Genomic DNA, 20,807 nt, shown 5'->3' on the forward strand with positions numbered 1-20,807 from the left:
CCGGCTGGCGCAGTAAGATGGAAGGGCTCCCCCCACCCTCCCCTCCCCCTCAAGGGGGGAGGGCAAGGGAGGGGGTGTCTTTTCGGATGTGCTGAACGGCGATGAGCTAAGGAATCTAATGAACGAGTCAAGTCTCATACAATCTCCCCAGGAAACCGGCCAGATGCCGCGCTTCGTGACCGTCGAAGTCATGGGCAAGAAATACCGCGTGCCCGAGGGGGTCACCGTGATCCAGGCGCTGTGGTACACGGGGCACGAGATGATCCGCGGCATCGGCTGCCTGGGCGGGACCTGCGGCGCGTGCGCCATGGTCTATCGTATGCCGGGCCAGTACGAGTTGCTCAACGGCTTGGCGTGCCAGACCACGGTGCGGGACGGCATGTGGTTTTCCATGGTGTCGGATTACCCCGCAGCGCAGGCGCACTACCGGGTCCAGGACCTCACCAACGCCAAGGAGCAGCTCTTCGAGCTCTACCCCGAGTCCGCGCGCTGCGTGAACTGCAACGCGTGCAACCGCGTCTGCCCCCAGGGCATCGACGTGCGCAGCAGCATCTGGTATGCGGTGTTCGGCGACTTTCAGAAAGTCGCGGACCTGACCATGAGCTGCAACATGTGCGGCTTGTGCATCACGCGGTGCGTGGCCGACATGCCGCCCAACCTGGTCGGCCTGTACGCGCGCCGAACGTACGGCGCGCTCTACGCGCCGCCGGCGGAAGAGCTGACGCGACGGGTCGAGGAGTTGACCGGGGGGCGGTACCGCGACGAGCTCGCGCAGTTGCTCACGGTGGATGCCACCGAACTCAAATCGCGGGCGGCCGCGCTGAGCCGCTGACGCCGTGACCCTCGATCCCATCAGCGAATCCCGCAGCCGCGTGGACTCGACGCGGGCCGGTCGCAAGGGCCAGACGCTCCCGCTCTTGGCCCAGGCCGACAAAGACGCGCTCCTGCACAAGTTCCATCCCGACTACAAGGCGGACGCGTACCGCTTGCTCAAGGTCGGCCCCAACGCGGGACACAAGACCGTCCACGAGGTGGCGGACCTGTTGGAAGGGGACAGCGCGGTCACTGCCGCGGACGTCAAGTCCGATGCGGACTACGTGACCGACGTGTTGATCATCGGCGGCGGAGGGGCCGGATGCGCGGCCGTGCTCGCGGCGCGCGCGGCCGGGGCCAAGGTGTTGTTGGCCACCAAATTGCGGCTCGGCGACTCCAATACCGTGATGGCGGAAGGCGGCATGCAGGTGGCGGTCAAGCCCGAGGACTCGCCGGTCCGCCACTTCCTCGACACGATCAAAGGCGGGCATTTCGCCAACGACCGCGAATTGCTCAAGGTCCTGGTCGAAGAGGGGCCCGCGGCCACGCAATGGCTGCTCTCGCTCGGCGTGTTGTTCGATCGCGACGAGACCGGCAATCTCAAAGTCCGCAGCGGCGGCGCCACCAGCACGCCGCGTCTGTTGACCTGCAAGGACTACACCGGGCTCGAGTTGATGCGCGTGCTCAAAGACGCGGTGATCAACGAGGACGTGCAGATCGTCGAGTTCGCGCCCGCGGTGGAACTCTTGAGCGACGGCACGGGCCGCTGCACCGGCGCGATCCTCAAGAACCTCGACAATGATCGCTTGCTCACCGTGCACGCCAAGGCCGTGATCCTGGCAACGGGCGGCAGCGGACGGTTGCACATCCAAGGATTTCCCACCAGCAACCACTTCGGCGCGACCGGCGACGCGTTGCCGCTGGCGTACCGGATCGGGGCCGAGCTCGCGTTCATCGACACGTTCCAGTACCACCCCACCGGCGCGATTTACCCCGAACCCATGGCGGGCCTGCTCGTCACCGAGGCGACCCGCGCCGCGGGCGCGCAACTGGTCAATCGCCTGGGCGAGCGGTTCATCAACGAGACCGACACGCGCGACGTGGTGGCCGCGGCCATCATTCGCGAGTGCGTGGAAGGCCGCGGGGTCACCACGCCGTCCGGACGACGCGGGGTGTGGCTGGATGCGCCGATGGTGGACCTGGTGAACGGCGAAGGTACGCTGGACGCGCGCTTTCCCAACATGCGCAAATTGTTCTCCCGGTATCAGATCGACATCCGCGAGCAGGCGGTGTTGATCCATCCCACGCTGCACTATCAGAACGGGGGTGTGAAGATCGGCGTGGACGGCGATTCAACCGTCAAAGGGCTCTACGTGGCGGGCGAGGCGTCCGGCGGCCTGCACGGCCGCAACCGGTTGATGGGCAACTCGCTGCTCGACATCATTGTTTACGGCCGCCGCGCGGGCCAGGCCGCGGCCGCGTACAGCAAGAAGGCCGCGCTCGGCGTGGTGACCGTGGAACACCTCACCCAGTTCCGCCGCGCCCTGAAAGACGCGGGCATCGCGCCTGCAGCGGTCTCGCCGCGTCTCATTCCGGATTATGTGCGCCGCGAAGAAGCGGTCAGCCGGTCGTAACAATTGTTCGCCGATTAGAAAATCCCCCCTCGCCCCCCTTTTTCAAAGGGGGGATGGGAGAATTTACCTGGTGAACCTTGCGCCTGTTCAGGAGCGGCCAGATGCAAGGCGGCGCGAGCACCGCAGCGCAGCGTACTAAGTGCGTACGTGAGCAGCGGATGCGCAGAGCCAACGCCGCAGATGGCCGGTCATGGACAGGCGACGGTCAGCCTGGGGGCTGACCGTCCCAGGTCGGATTCGGCAAGCGTGCGAACAGTTCCCGCAGCCCATCCGACCACCGCCTCTTGATGTCCCGAAAGTACACGTCGTCCGCGTCAATACTCCGCCGGTAGTCCACCCGCAGGCTGTCGCGCACGTAGCAGAGCAGGTCGATCGGCGCGCCCACCGAGATGTTGCTGCGGATGGTGGAATCGAACGAGATCAACGTACATTTGACGGCTTCGTCGAGGCTGCTCTTGTGCGTGATCACGCGGTCGATGATGGGTTTGCCGTATTTGACCTCGCCGGATTGGAAATACGGCGTCTCGGGCGTGGCCTCGATGAAGTTGCCCGCGGCGTAGATGTTGAACAGTCGCGACGGTTCGCCGCGAATCTGCCCGCCGAGCAGGATGGAAGTGTTGAACTCGGCCTGGTGTTGTTTCATGTGCTCGGCGTCCATGTCGTGCACTTCGCGCAGGGCATTGCCCACCACGCGCGCGGCCGCGAACAGGGACGGAACGTTCAACAGGGTGGGCTCGCCGTTGTCCGCTCGAGCGTGATCGTTGAGGATGCCGACCACGCTCTGGGACACGGCCAGATTCCCCGCGGTCAACATGACGATGACCCGGTCGCCCGGCCGCTCGTAGACCGTCATCTTGCGAAACGTGGCGATATGATCGACGCCGGCGTTGGTGCGGGTATCCGAGGCGAACACCAAGCCGGCGTCCAGCGCCATGGCGACACAGTAGGTCATACGGGGAACCTCACAGTGGTCACTGCTGTTGGGTGGTCATCACGCGGACGTGCACGTCCATGGCTTCCGCGCCGCCGCCGAAGCGCACGCCCCGAATCGGGCACGCGTCCAAATAGTCGCGTCCGACCGCCAGCCGCAGGTGCGCGGTGCCGGTGGGCTGCGAATTGGCCACGTCGAAGCTGAGCCAGCCCAGGCCGTCCACCCACGCCTCGGCCCACGCGTGGCTGGCGGCTTGGAGCGCGGTGTCCGTCTCCGAATAGAGGTACCCGCTCACGTAGCGAGCCGGCACCCCCAGCGCGCGGCAGCAGGCGATGAACACGTGGCTGTGGTCCTGACACACGCCGGCGCCCTGCGCGAACACCGCGGACGCGGCGGTCCGGACGTTGGTGCTGCCTTGTTGGTAGCGCACCGCCCGGCGGATCCCGTTCATCAGATCGAACAGCCCCGCGGGCAAATCGGACGCCGCCGCGCCCGCGTACTGTCCGGCGAAGTCTCGCAGGGTCGCGTCCGCCTCGGTCAGCGGCGTCCCCCGCAAGAACACCAGGGGGCTGAGGGGTCCCTCGTTCTCGCGAGGGCCGTCCGAGTCCTCCAGCGCGTCCACCACGCCGTCCACGTCGACGGCGATCTCGTCGTGCGATCGATCCATTACCAGGACGCGCACGGTGTTGCCGTAGGCGTCCTGCGATTCGGACGTGTGGGCGGGCACGCCGAGGTGCCACGCCACCACGCGCTGGCGGTTGTCCCGCCGCGGGATCAGCCGCAGGTATTGGATGCTGTAGGCCGCCGGTTCACTGTAGCGATACACGGTGCGATGTTGGATGGCTAGCCGCACGCCGGCACCAGAAAGCTATGGGTGATCTCGCGCCCGAGGTCGTTGACGCGCGAAAGGAAGTCCTGCAGATAGTCGTGCAATCCTTGCTGCAGAATTTCTTCCATCCGCCCGTAGTGCAGTCGCGCGTGAAGATCGCCGGCCCGGCGGGCGGCTTCCCGGCCGGTTTCGTCCGGCATCCGCGCCAGCACCTCGTCGATTTCATTGAAGCACGCGTGCAGCGAGCGCGGCATGTCGGCACGCAGGATCAGCAACTCGGCCACGCGCCAGGGGACGATCACGTCGCGATAGACCTTGCGGTACGCTTCGAACGCGCTGACCGACCGGAGCAATGCGCCCCATTGATAATAGTCCACCGCGCCGGCCACGTCCGCTGGGTCCGACAACACCAGATGGTACTTCACGTCCAGGACGCGCGCGGTGTTTTCCGCCCGCTCCAAGAACGTCCCCAGACGGATGAACTGCAGGGCTTCGTCGTGCAGGATCGTGCTCAGCGTGACGCCGTCGAACAGGTGCGAGCGCTCCTTGATCCAGTCGAGTCGCGCTCCGATGTCGTCCACGTCCACCTCCGCCAGCGTGAGCTGCTGGATTTCCAACCACGTGGTATTCAAGCTCTCCCACATTTCGGTCGTGATGGTCCCGCGCACGGCGCGGGCGCTCTCGCGCGCCGTGCGCACGCACGAGACGATGCTCGACGGGTTATCGGGATCGAGGGTCATGAAGCGGATGATGGCGCGCGGGAACGCCTGATCGCCGCGCGCCGCAAACGCGTCGTCGCACGCGGTCATGGCCAGCGCGGCGCGCCACTCGCGCTCGGCCACCGCCGCGTCCTTGGGCAACAGCGACATGCGGTTGGTCACGTCCAGAATCCGCGCCGTGTTTTCGGCCCGCTGCATGTAGCGCGCCATCCAGTACAGATGATCCGCGGTTCGGCTCAACACGGTCAGTGTTCCAACACCCAGGTGTCTTTGGTGCCGCCGCCCTGGGACGAGTTGACGACCAACGAGCCTTTGCGCAGCGCCACCCGCGTGAGGCCGCCGGGCACGATGTCGATGTCGCTCCCGCTCAACACGAACGGCCGCAGATCCACGTGGCGGGGCGCAATCCCCTGATCCACGAAGGTGGGGCAGGTGGACAATGCCAAGGTGGGCTGCGCGATGTAGTTCTCGGGTGTGCGGATGATGCGCTCTCGAAACGCCTCGCGTTCCGCCGCGGTGCTGACCGGCCCCACCAGCATGCCGTACCCTCCGGAGCCGTGCACTTCCTTGACCACCAGATCGGAAAGGTGCTCCAGGACGTAGGCACGGTCATCCCGGTGGCGCAACTGATAGGTGGGCACGTTCGCCAGGATCGGGTCCTCGCCCAAGTAAAAGCGGATCATCTCCGGAACGTAGACGTACATGGCCTTGTCGTCGGCCACGCCGGTCCCCAGCGCGTTCGCCACGGCCACGCCGCGGTTGCGATAGACGGAGAGCAGGCCCGGAACGCCCAGCATCGAGTCGGGCCGGAAGGACAGCGGGTCCAGGAAATCGTCGTCGATGCGGCGGTAGATGACGTCCACGCGCACCGGACCGCGGGTAGTCCGCATGTACACCGCGTCGTCGCGCACGAACAGGTCCCGGCCCTCGACCAGCTCGATGCCCATTTGCTGGGCGAGGAACGCGTGTTCGAAATACGCGCTGTTGTAGGGGCCGGGCGTCAACAACACCACGGTCGGATTTCGCGCGCCGAGCGGCGCGACCGCGCGCAGGTTTTCGAGCAGCAGGTCGGGGTAATGATCGATCGGGGCGATGGGTTGCCGCGCGAAGAGTTCCGGGAACAACCGCATCATCATCTTGCGGTTCTCGAGCATGTAGGAGACCCCCGAGGGCGTGCGCAGATTGTCCTCCAACACGGAGAACCCGTCGTCGGTCCGCACCACGTCGACGCCCGCGATGTGCACGTAGACGTCTCCCGGCACGTCGACGCCGGACATTTCGACGCGGTATTGGGGGTTGCGAAAGACCAGGTCGGCCGGGACCAGACCCGCGCGCAGGATGTCCTGGCCGTGGTACACGTCGCGCAGGAACGCGTTGAGCGCCCGCAGGCGTTGGCGCAACCCGTCGGCCAACCGCCGCCAATCTTCGGACGGGATGATCCGGGGGATGATGTCGAACGGGATCAGGCGCTCGGTGCCCGCGCCCTCCCCGGACACGGCGAAGGTGATGCCCAGGCGATGGAACAACAGGTCCGCTTCTTTGCGTTTCTGCTCGACCCGCGACGACGGCGTGGTCTCCAGCCAGTCGGCGAACGCGCGATAGTGCGGGCGGACGTCGCCGTCGGGGGTGCGCATCTCATCGACAACGTCTCTCGGGGGCGAAGTCGGCGGGCGGGCTCCTGAAGAGTTCCCGATCATGCCGCAAGCAGTTACGGCCAATCTAATACAAGTGCGGGTCCTCTGGCAACCCATCAATTGACGCGTTTTCGCGAAGTTGCTACAATCGCGCCTCATTCTATCGAGCAGCCTGAACCCTTGCGTGACCAAGGACGGTAGCCCTTCATGAACATTCACGAGTTCCAAGCCAAACAGTTGTTCGCCAAGTTCAACGTGCCGGTGCCGCGAGGTCGGAAAACCGACGTCGTTGATGAGGCCAAGGCGATCGCCGATGAACTGGCCGCTCCGATCACGGTGGTCAAAGCCCAAATCCACGCGGGGGGACGGGGCAAGGCAGGGGGCGTCAAGCTCGCCAAGTCGCGCGACCAGGTCGAACCCCTCGCGCGCGAGATCCTCGGCAAGACCCTGGTCACGCCCCAGACCGGCCCGCAGGGCAAGGTCGTCAAAAAGCTGTTGATCGAAGAGGGCGTGAGCATCGGCCACGAGTTCTACCTGTCACTGGTGGTGGACCGCGCGTCCGCGTCCATCGCGGTGGTGGCGAGCCGAGAGGGCGGCATGGAGATCGAAGAGGTCGCGGCCCACCATCCCGAGAAGATCATCAAGGTCTTCATCGACCCCACGATCGGGTATCAGCCCTTTCACGGCCGGCGCGTGGCCTTCGCCTTGGGCCTGCCCAAAGACACGGTCAACGCCTTCATGAAGTTGCTGGGCTCGTTGTACGCGCTGTTTACGGCCAAGGACGCGTCGTTGGTGGAGATCAATCCCTTGGTCCTGACCACGGACCAGAAATTCATCGCGCTCGACGCCAAGATGAACTTCGACGACAATGGCTTGTTCCGACAGGACGACGTGCGCGCGTTTCGCGACCTCGATGAAGAGGAGCCGTTGGAAATCAAGGCGTCCGAGCACAACCTCAACTACGTCAAACTCGACGGCACGATCGGATGCATGGTGAACGGGGCCGGCCTGGCCATGGCCACGATGGACGTGGTGAAACTGGCGGGCGGCGCGCCGGCCAATTTCCTCGACGTGGGCGGCGGCGCGACCAAAGATACGGTCAAGGAGGCCTTCGGCATCTTGATGGCCGACCCCAACGTCAAAGGCGTGTTCGTGAACATCTTCGGAGGCATCGTCCGCTGCGAGCGGATCGCGGGCGGGATCATCGACGCCACGCGGGAAGTGAACTTGCGCGTGCCCTTGGTGGTGCGGTTGGACGGCACCAATGCCGACGAGGGCAAGAAGATGCTGGGCTCGTCGGGGCTGAATCTGGAGGTAGCCGGTACGATGTGGGAAGGCGCGCAGCGAATTGTCTCCTTGTCCGGGGGAGCCGCGCGATGAGCATCCTGGCCAACAAAGACTCGCGGGTCATCGTGCAGGGGCTCACCGGGCGCGAAGGGGGATTCCACGCGGACCAGTGCCTGGCGTACGGCACCAAGGTCGTGGGCGGGGTGACGCCGGGCAAGGGCGGCACGATCTGGATCGGCGAAACCTCGGGCAAAAAAGCGCCGGTCTACGACACGGTGCGCCAGGCGGTCGAGGATACCGGGGCGAACGTCTCGCTCATCTTCGTGCCGCCCGCGTTCGCGGCCGACGCGATCTTGGAAGCGGCCGACGCCGAGATGCCGCTCATCATCTGTATCACCGAAGGCATCCCGGTGTTGGACATGATGCGCGTGAAACGCGCGCTCGCAGGGAAGGCCTCGCGGCTGATCGGTCCGAATTGTCCGGGGGTCATCACGCCGGGCGAGGCCAAGATCGGCATCATGCCGGGCTTCATCCATCGCCCGGGCGCGGTCGGCGTGGTCTCGCGCAGCGGCACGTTGACGTACGAAGCGGTGTGGCAGGTCACGCAACGCGGTCTGGGCCAGAGCACCTGCGTCGGCATCGGCGGCGACCCCCTCAACGGCACGAACTTCATCGATTGCCTGCAGATGTTCGAACGGGATCCCGACACCGAAGCCATCGTGATGATCGGCGAGATCGGCGGCGACGCGGAGGAGCAGGCTGCGTCGTACATCTCCCGGTTCGTCAAGAAACCCGTGGTGGGATTCATCGCCGGTATCACCGCGCCGCCGGGCCGGCGCATGGGCCACGCGGGCGCGATCATCTCCGGCGGGGTGGGGAGCGCGGCGGACAAGATGGCCGCGCTCGAGAACGCGGGGGTGACCGTGGTCAGGAATCCGGCCTTGATCGGTGACGCGGTCGAGACGTTGGTCGGAAGGGGCGCGCGACGGGTTTCCACCAAGGCGCGGCCTCGGCGCCCGGTTGCGGCGCGCGCGACCCGCGCGAGGGTCGCAACGTCCGGGCGATCGCGGGGACGCGGGCGAGGGAGGAGCGGTCGATGAAGGTCCATGTCCTGGTCGCGATGACCGCCGTGCTCCTGGCGGGGTGGGGCTGGCTCTGGCCGTCCAAGGGAGGAGCCGAAAGCGCGCGCCCGATCAGCGTGGGCCAGGAGGCCCCCGACTTCACGCTGAACGATCAGAACGGAGTGCCCGTGACGCTGAGTGAGTTCCGCGGAGAACAGACCGTGGTGTTGTATTTCTATCCCAAAGACGACACGCCGGGATGCACCAAACAGGCGTGCAGCTTCCGCGACGACCTGGCGCGATTCCAGGCGCTCAACGCCCGCGTGTTGGGCGTGAGCGTGGACGGGTTGGACGCGCACCGCGCGTTCGCAGAAAAATACAAGCTCACCTTCCCGATCCTCAGCGACGAGGATCATCGCGTCAGCCGCGCGTACGGGGTCTTGAGCGGGTTCGCGGGATTTACCTACGCAAAACGCACCACGTTCGTGATCGACCCGAACGGCGTGATTCGCCGTATCTTCACCGACGTCGACCCCAACGACCACGCCGCGGAACTCCTTCAGTATCTGAAGACCACGCTCGCCTCGAATCCCACCGAAGGTTAGTCGGATGTCCCGAGCGTTGGGCTGCAGAGCCTGTCAGACGCCCCGCGAAAGCGGAGGCTGTTCAGGAATGCGTCAGATGCCAGGCGGCGCGAGAACCGGAGGGAGTCAAGCTACCGCCGCCGGTGGTGTCGGCAGACTGCGTCTGATGACGCACCGGAAAGCGCACCGCGCAGATTTACCGCGCTGGGAATGGTCCCTTCCGCACGCTTGGCGAAGCAAGCGCAGCGCCAACGCAGCAGATGACCATTCCCGGACAGCCTCGTAGTTCGTGCTCGTCATTGGGTTATCGTCGGGCACCTCCGTCGATGGCATCGATGCGGCCCTCACCGACATCACCGGGACCGGTTCCCGCGTCCGCATCAAACTGGTGGCCTATCGCACCGTTCCGTACCCGCGCGGCGTTCGTGAGCGCGTGCTGGCACTCCAGTCGCCGTCCGGTCGCCCGATCGAAGAGATCTGCCGGCTCAACGCGTATCTCGGCGAGCTGTTCGCGGACGCGGCCCGCCGGATTGCCGAGGCCGCGAGGGTGCCGCTTGGCCGCGTGGCGCTGATCGGCTCGCACGGCCAAACTGTCGCGCACCAACCGGTTCCGGTTCGCGAAGGCCGGTTCCGGGTCGCCTCCACGCTCCAAATCGGGGAACCCGCGGTCATCGCGGAGCGGACCGGCGTCACGACCATCGGCGACTTTCGACCGCGCGACATCGCGGCAGGCGGGCAGGGCGCGCCGGTCACGCCGTTGATCCATCATCATTGCTTCGCGCATGCCCGCCGTAACCGGCTGGTGGTCAACCTCGGCGGGATCACGAACGTCACGTGGCTGCCCGCTGGCCCGCGCGGGGCCGGTGCCGGCCGGATCCAGGCGTTCGACACGGGTCCGGGCAACATGCTCATCGACGGTCTCATGGAACGGTTCACGCGGGGCCGCGAGGTCATGGATCGGTCCGGTCGCGCCGCCGGCGGCGGAACCGTCGCGGACGATCTGCTCCGGACCTTGCTGCGGCACCCGTTCCTGCGCCGTCGCCCGCCGAAAACCACCGGGCGCGAGACGTTCGGCGCGGATCTGATCGAACGGATCGTCCGCGACGCGGCCCGCGCGCAGATCAAGCCCCGCGACGTCCTGGCCACGGTCACCGCGTTCACGGCCCGTTCGATCGCCCAGGCGTACGAGCGGTTTCTGCGGCCCTCGGGACTCGTGCACGACGTGATCGTGGGGGGCGGCGGCGCGTACAACGCGACGCTGTTGGCCGAACTGCGACGGGCCTTTCACCCGGCGTCGGTGGGAACCATGGCCGCCCACGGCGTCGCCCCCAAAGCCATCGAGGCCATGGCGTTCGCGTTGTTGGCCTACCTCGCGGCGCGCGGTGAACCCAACAACGTCCCCTCCGCGACCGGCGCGAAACGGGCCGTGGTGATGGGAAAACTTATTCCGGGTTAGGATGTTCCGATGCCCGGAAACCCGCGCCTCTCTTGACATAGGGTTGCCCCGTCGTTAGAATGGGGTCGAACCCTCCGGCCAGGTTTTCACGGCCGGTTCCATCCGCAGGAGGCCCGAATGTTCGAACGTTTCACCGATCGAGGCAGAAAAATCATCATCCTCGCGAGGGAAGAGGCCGAACGCCACCAGAACGACTACCTGGGGACGGAGCACCTGGTCCTGGCGATCCTCCGTGAAGGTGATGGCGTTGCGCTGGCGGTGATCAAGAAGATGGGGCTGTCTCCGGAGCAGGTCCGCTTGGAGATCGAGCGCAACCTGCCGAGCGGCGGCAGCACCATGACGTTCGGCGAGATTCCGTTCACGCCCCGCGTGAAGAAAGTCATCGAGTTTTCCATCGAGGAGGCCAAACTCCTCGGACACAACTATATCGGGAGCGAACACCTCCTGCTCGGCCTGTTGCGCGAGGAGGAGGGCATGGGCGGGAAGATCCTCCGCAGCCTGGGGGCGAACCTGCTCACGGCCCGCCAGCTCACCATCAATCTGCTCAAGAAAAACGTCCCGCGCGAGAAGGACAAGAAGAGCAACACGCCCGCGCTCGACGAGTTCGGTCGCGACCTGACCCAGCTCGCCACCGAAGGCTCGCTGGACCCCGTCATCGGCCGCACCGACGAGATCGAACGCGTGCTGCAGATTCTCTGCCGTCGGACCAAGAACAACCCGGTCCTGATCGGCGAGTCCGGCGTGGGCAAGACCGCGATCGTGGAAGGCCTCGCGCAGCGGATCGTGGCGTCGGAGGTCCCGGACAACCTGCTCAACCGGCGGGTGATCGCCTTGGACCTCGGATCGCTGGTGGCGGGCACCAAGTATCGCGGGCAGTTCGAAGAGCGACTCAAGGTGGTCATGAAGGAGATCGTGAGCGCGGGCAACGTCATCATCTTTATCGACGAGTTGCACACGCTGGTGGGCGCCGGCGCGGCCGAGGGCTCGATCGACGCCTCCAACATGCTCAAACCCGCGTTGGCGCGCGGCGAGATCCAGTGCATCGGCGCCACCACGCTGGACGAGTACCGTAAGCACATCGAGCGCGACGCGGCCCTGAAGCGACGGTTCCAGCCGATCCACGTGCACCCGCCGAGCATCGATGAGACCATCAAGATCATCCGCGGCTTGAAGGACCGGTACGAGGATCACCACGGCATCACCATCACCGAAGACGCGGTGGTGGAGGCGGTACGCCTGTCCGACCGCTACATCACCGACCGGTTCTTGCCGGACAAGGCGATCGACGTGATCGACGAAGCGGGTTCGCGGGCCAAGCTGCTCAACTACGCGTTGCCCACCGAGTTGCGGGGGTTGGAGCAGGAGTACAAGCGGGTCGCGAAGGAAAAGGACGTCGCGATCAAAGCGCAGAACTTCGAGGAAGCGGTCAAGCTTCGCGAGGAGGAAGAGCGCCTCAAGAAGATGCTGGAAGACTCCAAACGCGAGTGGAAGCGAACCCAGGAGAAACAGCGGACCAACATCACGAAGGAGGAAGTGGCGTTCGTAGTGGCCAAGATGACCGGCATTCCGCTGTACAAGCTGGAAGAAGAGGAGTCCAAGAAACTGCTCCAGATGGAAGAGGCGCTGCACAAACGCGTGGTCGGGCAGGAAGAGGCGATCACCGCCGTGTCCAAGGCCATCCGCCGCGCCCGCGCGGGACTCAAAGGCGAGCGTCGCCCCATCGGGTCGTTCGTCTTCCTGGGGCCGACCGGGGTGGGGAAGACCGAGTTGGCTCGCACGCTGGCCGAGTTTCTCTTCGACGACCCGGACGCGTTGATCCGGATCGACATGTCCGAGTACATGGAGCGCTTTGCGAGCTCGCGCTTGGTCGGCGCCCCTCCGGGATACGTGGGGTACGAAGAGGGCGGCCAGTTGACCGAGAAGGTCCGGCGGCGGCCGTATTCGGTGGTGCTGTTCGATGAAATCGAAAAGGCGCACCCCGAGATCTTCAACATGTTGCTCCAGGTTTTGGACGACGGCGCGCTGACCGACAGCCTGGGGCGGAAGGTGGACTTCAAGAACACGGTGATCATCATGACCTCCAACGTGGGCGCGCGGATGATCGACAAGGGCGCGTCGCTGGGGTTCCGGAAGGCCAGCGAGCAGGGCGAGGTCGTCCGTATGAAAGACGACGTGATGACCGAGTTGAAGAAGACCTTCAACCCCGAGTTCCTGAATCGCATCGATGAGATCGTGGTGTTCCACCCGCTGTCCAAGGAACACCTCGTGAAGATCGTGGATATCTTGACCGACGAGGTCAACCACCGGTTGACGGAAAAGGGTATCCAAATCGAACTCGACGAGGACGTCAAGAAGTGGCTCATCGAAGAGGGGTACCAGCCGCTCTACGGCGCGAGGCCGATGCGTCGCTGCGTCCAGCGGCACATCGAAGATCCGTTGTCGGAGGAGTTGTTGCGCGGCCGGTTCAAGGAACAGAAGAGGATCAAAGTCGTGCTCCGCGACAACGCGCCGACGTTTACCGAAGAAGAGGCCATGGCCGGCGTCTGACGACGCGCGGTGGCTCGATGGTGACGACGGAGGGGCGGGGTTGACCCGCCCCTCCGCATTTTTGGGGCGATGCTGATTCTTGGAATTGAAACGTCGTGCGACGAAACCGCGGCGGCGCTGGTTCGAGACGGGGCCATCATCGTGTCCGAGGAACTGGCGAGCCAGACCGGCATCCACGGCCCGTTCGGCGGGGTGGTGCCGGAGCTGGCCTGCCGCGCGCACGTCGAGGTGATCGACGAGCTCGTGGCGCGGACGCTCGACAAGGCCGGGGTGTCGGGAAGCGATGTGGACGCGGTCGCGGTCACGCAAGGCCCGGGCCTGGTGGGCGCGTTGCTAGTCGGCGTGTGTTTCGCCAAGGGGTTTGCCTACGGGGCGGGCCTTCCGCTGGTGGGCGTCAACCATCTGGAAGGGCATATCGTGGCGCCGTTGTTGTCGGGCCAACCGATCCAGTACCCCGCGATCGCCCTGATCGTGTCGGGCGGCCACACGCACCTCTACTACGTCGAATCCTTCGGGAAATACCGGCTGGTGGGTCGCACCATCGACGATGCGGCCGGCGAGGCGTTCGACAAAGGCGCGTCGTGCCTCGGCCTGGGGTTTCCCGGCGGCCCCGCCATCGACCGTCTTGCACGAACCGGCGATCCCGCCCGGTTCCGGTTTCCGCGTCCGTTGACCGGACGTACGACGCCGCGAGGGGAGCAGGCTTTCGACGTGAGCTTCAGCGGGCTCAAGACCGCGTTCGTGCAGGCGGTGCGGCGCGCCGGACCCGGGGATGCGGCCTACCCGGACCTTGCGGCCGGCCTCCAGGAAGCCGTGGTCGACGTGCTGGTGGAAAAGACGCTCGCCGCAGCCACAACCTACCGCGTGCCGGGGATCATCGTGGGGGGCGGCGTGGCCGCCAACTCGCGGCTGCGGACCGTGATGAGCGAGCGGGCCGCGGCCGAGGGGTTTGCCCTGGCCATGGCCGAGCCGCGCCATTGCACGGACAACGCCGCCATGATCGCGCTGGCCGCGCTCCAACGGGCGCCCTTCGATCAGCCCTCCGGCTGGGACCTCAACGCCGACCCATCCCTGGCGTTGTAGTAACCACTCACCATGAAGTCGATCTTTATCACCGGAGCGTCCTCGGGCATCGGCGAGGCGCTCGCAGTGCGTTTCGCGGCCCCGGACCGCACCTTGGGTTTGGTGGCCCGGCGAAAGGCCGAGCTCGACCGGGTCGCGGAACAGTGCCGGGCGCGCGGCGCTACGGTCTCGGTCTTTCCCGCTGATGTCCGGGACGCGGCAGCGGTTGACGCCGCGGCCCGGACGTTCCTCCGGGCTGCGGGCTCGGTGGACGTGGTGATCGCGAACGCCGGAGTCAGCCGCCGCGACAACGAAGCACGCAGCGGAGCCGACCTTTCCCGCGAAATCATCGAGACGAATCTGCTGGGCGTCATCTACACGTTCACACCATTTATCGCCGGCATGGACCAAGCGGGATCCGGCTCCCTAGTGGCGATTTCCAGCGTGGCGGGATTTCGCGGTCTCCCCAACGCCGGCGCGTATTCAGCTTCCAAGGCCGCGGTCAACACCTGGATGGAAAGCCTTCGCGTGCGGCTACGCGGCTGCGTGCACGTCATGACCGTGTGTCCCGGGTTTGTCGCCACCCCGATGACCGCCTCCAACCGCTTTCGCATGCCCTGGCTCCTGACCGCGGAGGACGCCGCGGCGCGGATCGAACGTGGCATTCAACGAAAGCAAGCCGTGCTGACATTTCCCGCGCCCATGGCTGGCCTCGTCGCCATCGCCCACCTGCTGCCGCGGCCGCTGTACGAGGTCGTGGCCGCCTGGGCGATGCGTTACCGCGCGGAACTCCTGAAAAAACAACCGCCCACGAATCGTTAGGTAGAGCGACACGATTCACAAACTGCTCTGGAGGTCGTGGCGGCACAGCGGTTGAATGCCGCAGAACGTTTGGTATAGACTAGCTTTGCGCACCCCTTCCCTCGGAGGTGTCCTGTGGCACCACGAGATGTGTCGCTGGCCCTTCTGCTGTTGTCTGTCGCCCTGTTCGTTCTCGCCACGTATGCTGCGCGCGCACGTCTGATCTTTTCGAGTGCCGGGACGGTGGTGTTCTTGACCGCCGTCTTGGCGTTCTTTTCGAACTGGCCCCCTCTGCAAGTCCGCGGCGAAGTCCCTGCGTCAGGATTCCCGCGCCTCGGCCAGAAGCCGGCCGAAGCCTACACGACGGAGGAACTGGCCTATTTCGGGGAGCTCATCATTTTCGGAGAAGTAGGCACGCTCCGCGGCCAGGGCAAAGGGCAGTGTCCCTTGTGTCACGCGTTTCGGCCGGAGGATGTCCCGCAACGGGCGCCAAACTTAGCGGGTATCACCAGACGCGCGGCGGAGCGGATCAAAGAGTCTCGGTATCTGAACCCAGATACGGTCCAGACCGAGTCGTTCAAGGGGAGCGGTCGGGCGCGCACGGCGGATGAATACATCGCCGAGTCCCATATCTGTACGAACTGTTATGTCGCGGAAGGGTACGGCGTCAAAGGCTCGAACGACCGCGAGAGCCCAATGGCAATGGATCACGTGCCGCCGATCGGCCTGAACGTCGACGAGATGATCGCGGTCCACACGTTTCTATATGTCCACGACGGGGAGGTTCCACCGTCTCCCGCGCAGATTCGAGCGGATCACCAGCGCTTTCTCCCGCCTGGGTGGCGCGCGGCGGATGGCTCGACAGCCTCCCTCGGGGCACCTCCGAGTCCTGTCGTCGTGACTGGAACGGACACTCCAGAGCGCATAATCGCCAATCTGGGCTGCGGAGACTGTCATACCATTCCCACGACTGCCTATCGGAATGGCTCTTCCGGGCCGGTGTTGATTGCCAAGACCACGGCCCCCGCACGCATCGCGTCTGCGGAGTACCAGACGAGTGTAAAGACGGGCAAGGCGCATGCGACGACGCCCAAGGAATACATTATTGAGTCGATCATGCATCCCAGCGCGTATATCCCCTCGGCGTTCGTCGACATGAAGAATGCCGACATGTCGATCATGCCGGGTTATTCGGGCAAGCTGACCTTCGAGGCCGCCGACAAATTGGCTGATTTTCTGCTGTCCATCGACGAGGGAGCGGCGGCGAGAGACGGCATCGTGGTTGATCATGAGGGGAGGAAGGGCTGAGCCCCTGGGGAGGGTACGATGCCGCTGAGAAACGTGCCTCCGGTCATCTCGCTGGTGATGGCAGCTGTTGCCTGGTACCGCTACTACATTGTTTCCGGCCTCATTCTTGTCGGCATGGTGCTCCTCGTGTTGCCGGCTTTTTGGGCCGTTGATGCGCCTCCTGCGGGTGCCACAGATCAGACATCGATGCGCGAACAGCAGCCCGATCCAATATCCGCCACAGGGAAGGATGTCTACTTCAAGATTGAGGGGCCGATCTCGGGTTTCCCAGCCCCACATCTGACCGCTCGCGACTATCCTCAAATCCCTCTGCCGTGGCCCCTTAGCGAGAGTCGGATCGTGATGTGGGTGCTCGGCCAACAGCATCTGTATTTCGGGGCGTTCGTGCTGGGGGCTTTGTTCTGGATCATGGGCCTGGAATTGCGTGGCGTGCTCGCACGGAAGGCGGATGCGGCTTAACGATACGACGGTGCGGCCCAAGATGTGTTGGGCCTCGTGGTCCTGGCGGTTTCCGGGGCCGCGATCTCGGGGGCGGTCTTGTTGTTGGCGTTCGTGTCCTTGTACCCGGACTTCGCGAAATATCTGATCGGGGTGTTCCGGCCGTTTGTCTGGATCTATGGGCTGTTGTTCATCGCGTTCAGCCTGGCGATCTATCTCTACTACTACTTGTGGCAGCGGATGGCAGCAGGATCCGCGAAATGGATCCACGCGACGTTGGGCGTTGTCGTTAACGTAATGGGCAACGCGATCATGATGATCGGCAACTCCTGGGGGACCTTTATGATGTCGCCAGCCGGCGTGGATACGCACGGCCGGTCTTTGGGGAATTATGCAGGTGTCTTGCACAATGCGCTGTGGAATCCATTGAATGTGCACCGATTTGCGAGTCACCTCATCTTTGGCGCCATTGTTATCGCGGCCTATGCGGGTTATCGTGCGTTGAAGGCCAAGAGCGCTGATCAGGGGGACTTCTATAACTGGATGAGTCAGACGGCGTTTCTCGCTCTGCTCCTTGTCCTGTTTACGGTTCCTTTTGGCGGCTACTGGTTGCTGCGAGAAATCTATTTGTACAGACAGCAAATGTGGATTACGTTGACCGGCGGGCTATTGGCTTGGCTCATCGTGATTCTGGTCCTGCTGATGGCCATATTGTTCCTGGCCATCAATTACTATCTCTGGCGGAGAATCGGGTCTTCCCCTGGCGGCGTCTCGTACCAGCCCCATGCGAAATGGATCTTCTTGATCCTCGCGCTATGTGCCATGGTCTATATCAGCCCACATACGCTGGTGATGCGGGCCGCCGAGCTCGTTGCGATCGGAGGCCAGCAGCATCCGGTGGTCGGAAACTATGGCACCGAGGCATCCAAGCAGGCTGCCGTGAATGTCATGATGGCGGTCACGATATGGTCGTTGCTGATGTGGTGGCGAAGTCGGTACGAGCTAAAGCCTGGCCGATCCTCGCTGGACGTGATTCTGATTGCTCTGTTCGTGGCCGGTGCGGCCAATATCATCTGGCTGTCAATCATCGGGTACTTCATTCCCGCAAACGTCCGGGTCGGGCAGTCGGTTCCCATATTCATGACGACCCTTCACCTCATCGTCGTGGGATCGCTCTTAACGTTCGCGAGGGTTTATGGGGCCAAAGCGCTGGGCCCCAGAGCATCGGGACCCCTGACGTGGAAGGGCTATCTCGCGGTGCTCACGATGGCTGCGGCGATCACCTGGCTCATGGGCCTCGGGGGGTACCTACGATCGTCGGTGCGTCTATTCTGGCACGCGATGGAGATATTTCGTGATGCCTCGCCGTGGGCCTTTACCCACACGATAGGAGTCATGGGGAATGTGATCACCTTCAACGCATTGCTCTTCTGGGGCATTCTGATCGTCATCATCTGGCTGAAACAGTGGGAGCCAAGCGCCGCGCAGAACCGCAATGTCCGATACCGGCAGAGATCGAGTGCGACCGACACACCGTCTTCAGCGGTCACTTGACGGCGTGGTGAGCCGCCGCTCGGAGAAATTGGAGATTCGCTGGTGGTTAGCGGTGCCCAGTCGGGCATCGCTCAACGCCGAAGTGTTTGGTTGAACGCGTCGTGCTGACCGCTTTCCTTGGAGGTGTCCCATGACACCACGGGATGCGCCGCTGGTCCTTCTGCTGGCAGATGAAGTCCTGCTGCTGGTGTCGGCTGTTGTCCTGCTCGTCATCGCCGCGTGGGGCCCTCGCGCGCGCAGGCGAAAATACCTGTACATCGCTTCCGGTCTCGTCGTTGCCGGCTTAGTGCTCTTCATGTTGGCGGCGTTACCACCTCCGTCTGATTATGGGTACCCTCCAGGCTCCAGCAGCGGTCAGGCAGGAACGGATGTCTATTTCAAAATCGAGGGTCCGATCTCGGGTCCACCAGCCCCCCGCCTGACTGATCGCGACTATCCTCAAATCCCTCTCCCATGGCCACTTGGCGAGAGTCGGGTTGTGATGTGGGTTCTCGGCCAACAGCATCTCTATTTCGGGGCATTCGTGCTGGGGGCCTTGTTCTGGATCATGGGCCTGGAGTTGCGGGGGTTGCTGGCGCGAAAGCCGGATGCGGCTCAACGCTACGACAGGGCGGCCCAGGACGTGCTGGGCCTCGTTGTGTTAGCGGTATCCGGGGTCGCGATCTCTGGCGCGGTGTTGCTGTTGGCGTTCGTGTCCTTGTACCCGGACCTCGCCAAGTATCTGATCGGGGTGTTCCGGCCATTTGTCTGGCTCTATGGGCTCCTGTTCATCGCCTTCAGCGTGGCGATCTATCTCTACTACTACATGTGGCGGCGAATGGCGGCAGGCTTCTCCAAGTGGATCCACGCGACTCTTGGCGTGGTCGTCAATGTGGTAGGGAACGTGATCATGATGATCGGCAGCTCCTGGGGGACCTTTATGATGTCGCCGGCCGGGGTTGATGAACGCGGCCAATTCTTGGGGAGCTACATCAACCTGTTGCATCACGCGTTGTGGAACCCCTTCAATGTGCACCGGTTTGCGAGCCATCTCATCTTCGGCGCAGCCGTCATCGCGGCTTATGCGGGTTATCGCACGCTCAAGGCCGAGACCGAGGATCAAAGGACTCTGTATAACGGGATGTGCCAATCAGCAGTCCTGGCCCTGTTCTTCGTCCTGGTGACGGTGCCATTCGGCGGCTATTGGCTGCTGCGCGAAATCTATGCGTACCGGCAGCAGATGGGCATCACTCTGCTCGGCGGCCTATTGGCCTGGATCAGCATTGTCCGAGTCCTCCTTGTGGGCATTCTGTTTCTTGTCGTCAATTACTTTCTTTGGCGGACAATTGAGTCCACCCCGGGAGGGGCACGGTACCGACCCCATGCGAAGTGGATTTTCGTAATTCTTACAATTGCCTTCATTGTCTACATGACCCCCCATACGTTGGTCATGAGGGCGGCCGAACTGAAAGCCATAGGAGGTCAGCAGCATCCCATCATCGGGAACTACGGCGTCGAGTCGTCCAAGCAGCCGGCCGTGAACATCATGATCGTTGCCTCGATGTGGTCCGTGCTGATCCTGCGGCGGAGTCGGTACGAGCTGAATCCTGGCCGATCGGCGATCGACGCGGCGCTGATCGGCCTCTTCGTGGTCGGTAGTGCGAACATTATCTGGCTTGGAATCATCGGGTATTTCATCCCGGCGAACGTGCGGGTCGGGCTGTCGGTTCCGATGGTGCTAACAACGCTCCACGTCGTGATCGCGGGCGCGCTCTTAACGCATGCACGGGTTTATCACGCCAAACCGCTGAGCCAGCGGGCGGCCTGGGGACCACTGTCATGGAAGGGCTATCTCGCGGTGCTCGCGACAGCTGCGGTGGTCACCTGGCTCGTGGCAATCGGGGGCTATCAGCGATCTACCGTGCGGCTGTTCTGGCATGCGATGGAGATCGTTCGTGACAACTCGCCGTGGGCCTTTACCCACACGATTGGCTTGATGGGAAATGTGATCGCCTTCAACGCATTGCTCTTCTGGTCGATTCTCTTCTTCCTCGTGTGGCTGAGTAGGGCGGGAGAAGGTCCTTCAGCAGTTGGTTCTGAAGAGCTTGTGTCCGCGAACAAGGGGCTGGTCGCTGTGAAGCGCTAAGGGCGCGCTCCAGTGACCCGAGCG

17 protein-coding genes are annotated in these 20,807 nt (G+C 64.1%); 13 read left to right on the top strand and 4 right to left on the bottom strand.

From position 1 onward, the window contains the following. The first annotated feature begins 163 nt into the window (after positions 1-163). Together AB1451_04440 and AB1451_04445 are read left to right on the top strand one after the other, a co-directional pair. Positions 164-832 carry a 2Fe-2S iron-sulfur cluster-binding protein gene (locus AB1451_04440; protein MEW6682161.1) on the top strand — a complete coding sequence of 223 codons (669 nt, stop codon included), beginning with the start codon at positions 164-166 and terminating at the stop codon, positions 830-832. A gap of 4 nt (positions 833-836) precedes the next feature. Next, positions 837-2,447: an FAD-binding protein gene (locus AB1451_04445; GenBank protein MEW6682162.1), complete on the top strand. Its 1,611-nt coding sequence runs from the start codon at positions 837-839 to the stop codon at positions 2,445-2,447. Between the two features lie 205 nt (positions 2,448-2,652). Here AB1451_04445 and AB1451_04450 read toward each other — a convergent pair whose 3' ends face one another. Genes AB1451_04450 through AB1451_04465 form a run of 4 tightly spaced genes read right to left on the bottom strand, consistent with a single transcriptional unit; the run spans position 2,653 to position 6,560 of the window. After that, positions 2,653-3,399, bottom strand: a complete 747-nt coding sequence (locus AB1451_04450; GenBank protein ID MEW6682163.1) for a proteasome-type protease — start codon at positions 3,397-3,399, stop codon at positions 2,653-2,655. Positions 3,400-3,418: 19 nt separating this feature from the next. After that, positions 3,419-4,231 carry a transglutaminase family protein gene (locus AB1451_04455; GenBank protein MEW6682164.1) on the bottom strand — a complete coding sequence of 271 codons (813 nt, stop codon included), beginning with the start codon at positions 4,229-4,231 and terminating at the stop codon, positions 3,419-3,421. Further along, the gene (locus AB1451_04460; protein ID MEW6682165.1) at positions 4,222-5,169 is read right to left on the bottom strand and encodes an alpha-E domain-containing protein; all 948 of its coding nucleotides are present in this window, start codon (positions 5,167-5,169) and stop codon (positions 4,222-4,224) included. Before AB1451_04460 ends, AB1451_04455 begins: the two co-directional genes overlap by 10 nt. Before the next feature lie 2 nt (positions 5,170-5,171). Continuing rightward, positions 5,172-6,560, bottom strand: a complete 1,389-nt coding sequence (locus AB1451_04465; GenBank protein ID MEW6682166.1) for a circularly permuted type 2 ATP-grasp protein — start codon at positions 6,558-6,560, stop codon at positions 5,172-5,174. Between the two features lie 207 nt (positions 6,561-6,767). Between AB1451_04465 and sucC the strand changes: the two genes are divergently transcribed. The 11 genes from sucC to AB1451_04520 all read left to right on the top strand — a co-directional run bounded on the left by sucC (position 6,768) and on the right by AB1451_04520 (position 20,783). Continuing rightward, positions 6,768-7,940 carry an ADP-forming succinate--CoA ligase subunit beta gene (gene sucC, locus AB1451_04470; GenBank protein MEW6682167.1) on the top strand — a complete coding sequence of 391 codons (1,173 nt, stop codon included), beginning with the start codon at positions 6,768-6,770 and terminating at the stop codon, positions 7,938-7,940. Further along, a complete protein-coding gene (sucD, locus tag AB1451_04475) occupies positions 7,937-8,947 on the top strand; it encodes a succinate--CoA ligase subunit alpha (GenBank protein ID MEW6682168.1) in 1,011 nt (336 codons plus the stop codon). Before sucC ends, sucD begins: the two co-directional genes overlap by 4 nt. Further along, on the top strand, positions 8,944-9,513 hold the full coding sequence (locus AB1451_04480) for a peroxiredoxin (protein ID MEW6682169.1): 570 nt from the start codon (positions 8,944-8,946) through the stop codon (positions 9,511-9,513). The genes sucD and AB1451_04480 overlap by 4 nt, the downstream gene beginning before the upstream one ends. Before the next feature lie 268 nt (positions 9,514-9,781). Continuing rightward, positions 9,782-10,948: an anhydro-N-acetylmuramic acid kinase gene (locus AB1451_04485; protein ID MEW6682170.1), complete on the top strand. Its 1,167-nt coding sequence runs from the start codon at positions 9,782-9,784 to the stop codon at positions 10,946-10,948. 117 nt (positions 10,949-11,065) lie between these two features. Further along, positions 11,066-13,495 (top strand): ATP-dependent Clp protease ATP-binding subunit, encoded by a 2,430-nt coding sequence (locus AB1451_04490; protein ID MEW6682171.1) that lies wholly within the window; start codon positions 11,066-11,068, stop codon positions 13,493-13,495. Positions 13,496-13,564: 69 nt separating this feature from the next. Beyond that, a complete protein-coding gene (gene tsaD / locus AB1451_04495) occupies positions 13,565-14,578 on the top strand; it encodes a tRNA (adenosine(37)-N6)-threonylcarbamoyltransferase complex transferase subunit TsaD (protein ID MEW6682172.1) in 1,014 nt (337 codons plus the stop codon). Between the two features lie 12 nt (positions 14,579-14,590). After that, positions 14,591-15,379, top strand: a complete 789-nt coding sequence (locus tag AB1451_04500) for an SDR family oxidoreductase (GenBank protein ID MEW6682173.1) — start codon at positions 14,591-14,593, stop codon at positions 15,377-15,379. A 114-nt stretch (positions 15,380-15,493) separates the two neighbouring features. Next, positions 15,494-16,666, top strand: a complete 1,173-nt coding sequence (locus AB1451_04505; protein MEW6682174.1) for a hypothetical protein — start codon at positions 15,494-15,496, stop codon at positions 16,664-16,666. 18 nt (positions 16,667-16,684) lie between these two features. Continuing rightward, complete coding sequence (locus AB1451_04510) at positions 16,685-17,125, top strand: hypothetical protein (protein MEW6682175.1); 441 nt, start codon at positions 16,685-16,687, stop codon at positions 17,123-17,125. A 24-nt stretch (positions 17,126-17,149) separates the two neighbouring features. Further along, the gene (locus tag AB1451_04515; GenBank protein ID MEW6682176.1) at positions 17,150-18,658 is read left to right on the top strand and encodes a hypothetical protein; all 1,509 of its coding nucleotides are present in this window, start codon (positions 17,150-17,152) and stop codon (positions 18,656-18,658) included. Positions 18,659-18,788: 130 nt separating this feature from the next. Then, positions 18,789-20,783, top strand: a complete 1,995-nt coding sequence (locus AB1451_04520; GenBank protein MEW6682177.1) for a hypothetical protein — start codon at positions 18,789-18,791, stop codon at positions 20,781-20,783. Positions 20,784-20,807: the final 24 nt, after the last annotated feature.

The sequence above is a fragment of the Nitrospirota bacterium genome (genome assembly GCA_040757335.1).
Lineage (GTDB): Bacteria > Nitrospirota > Nitrospiria > 2-01-FULL-66-17 > 2-01-FULL-66-17 > JBFLXB01.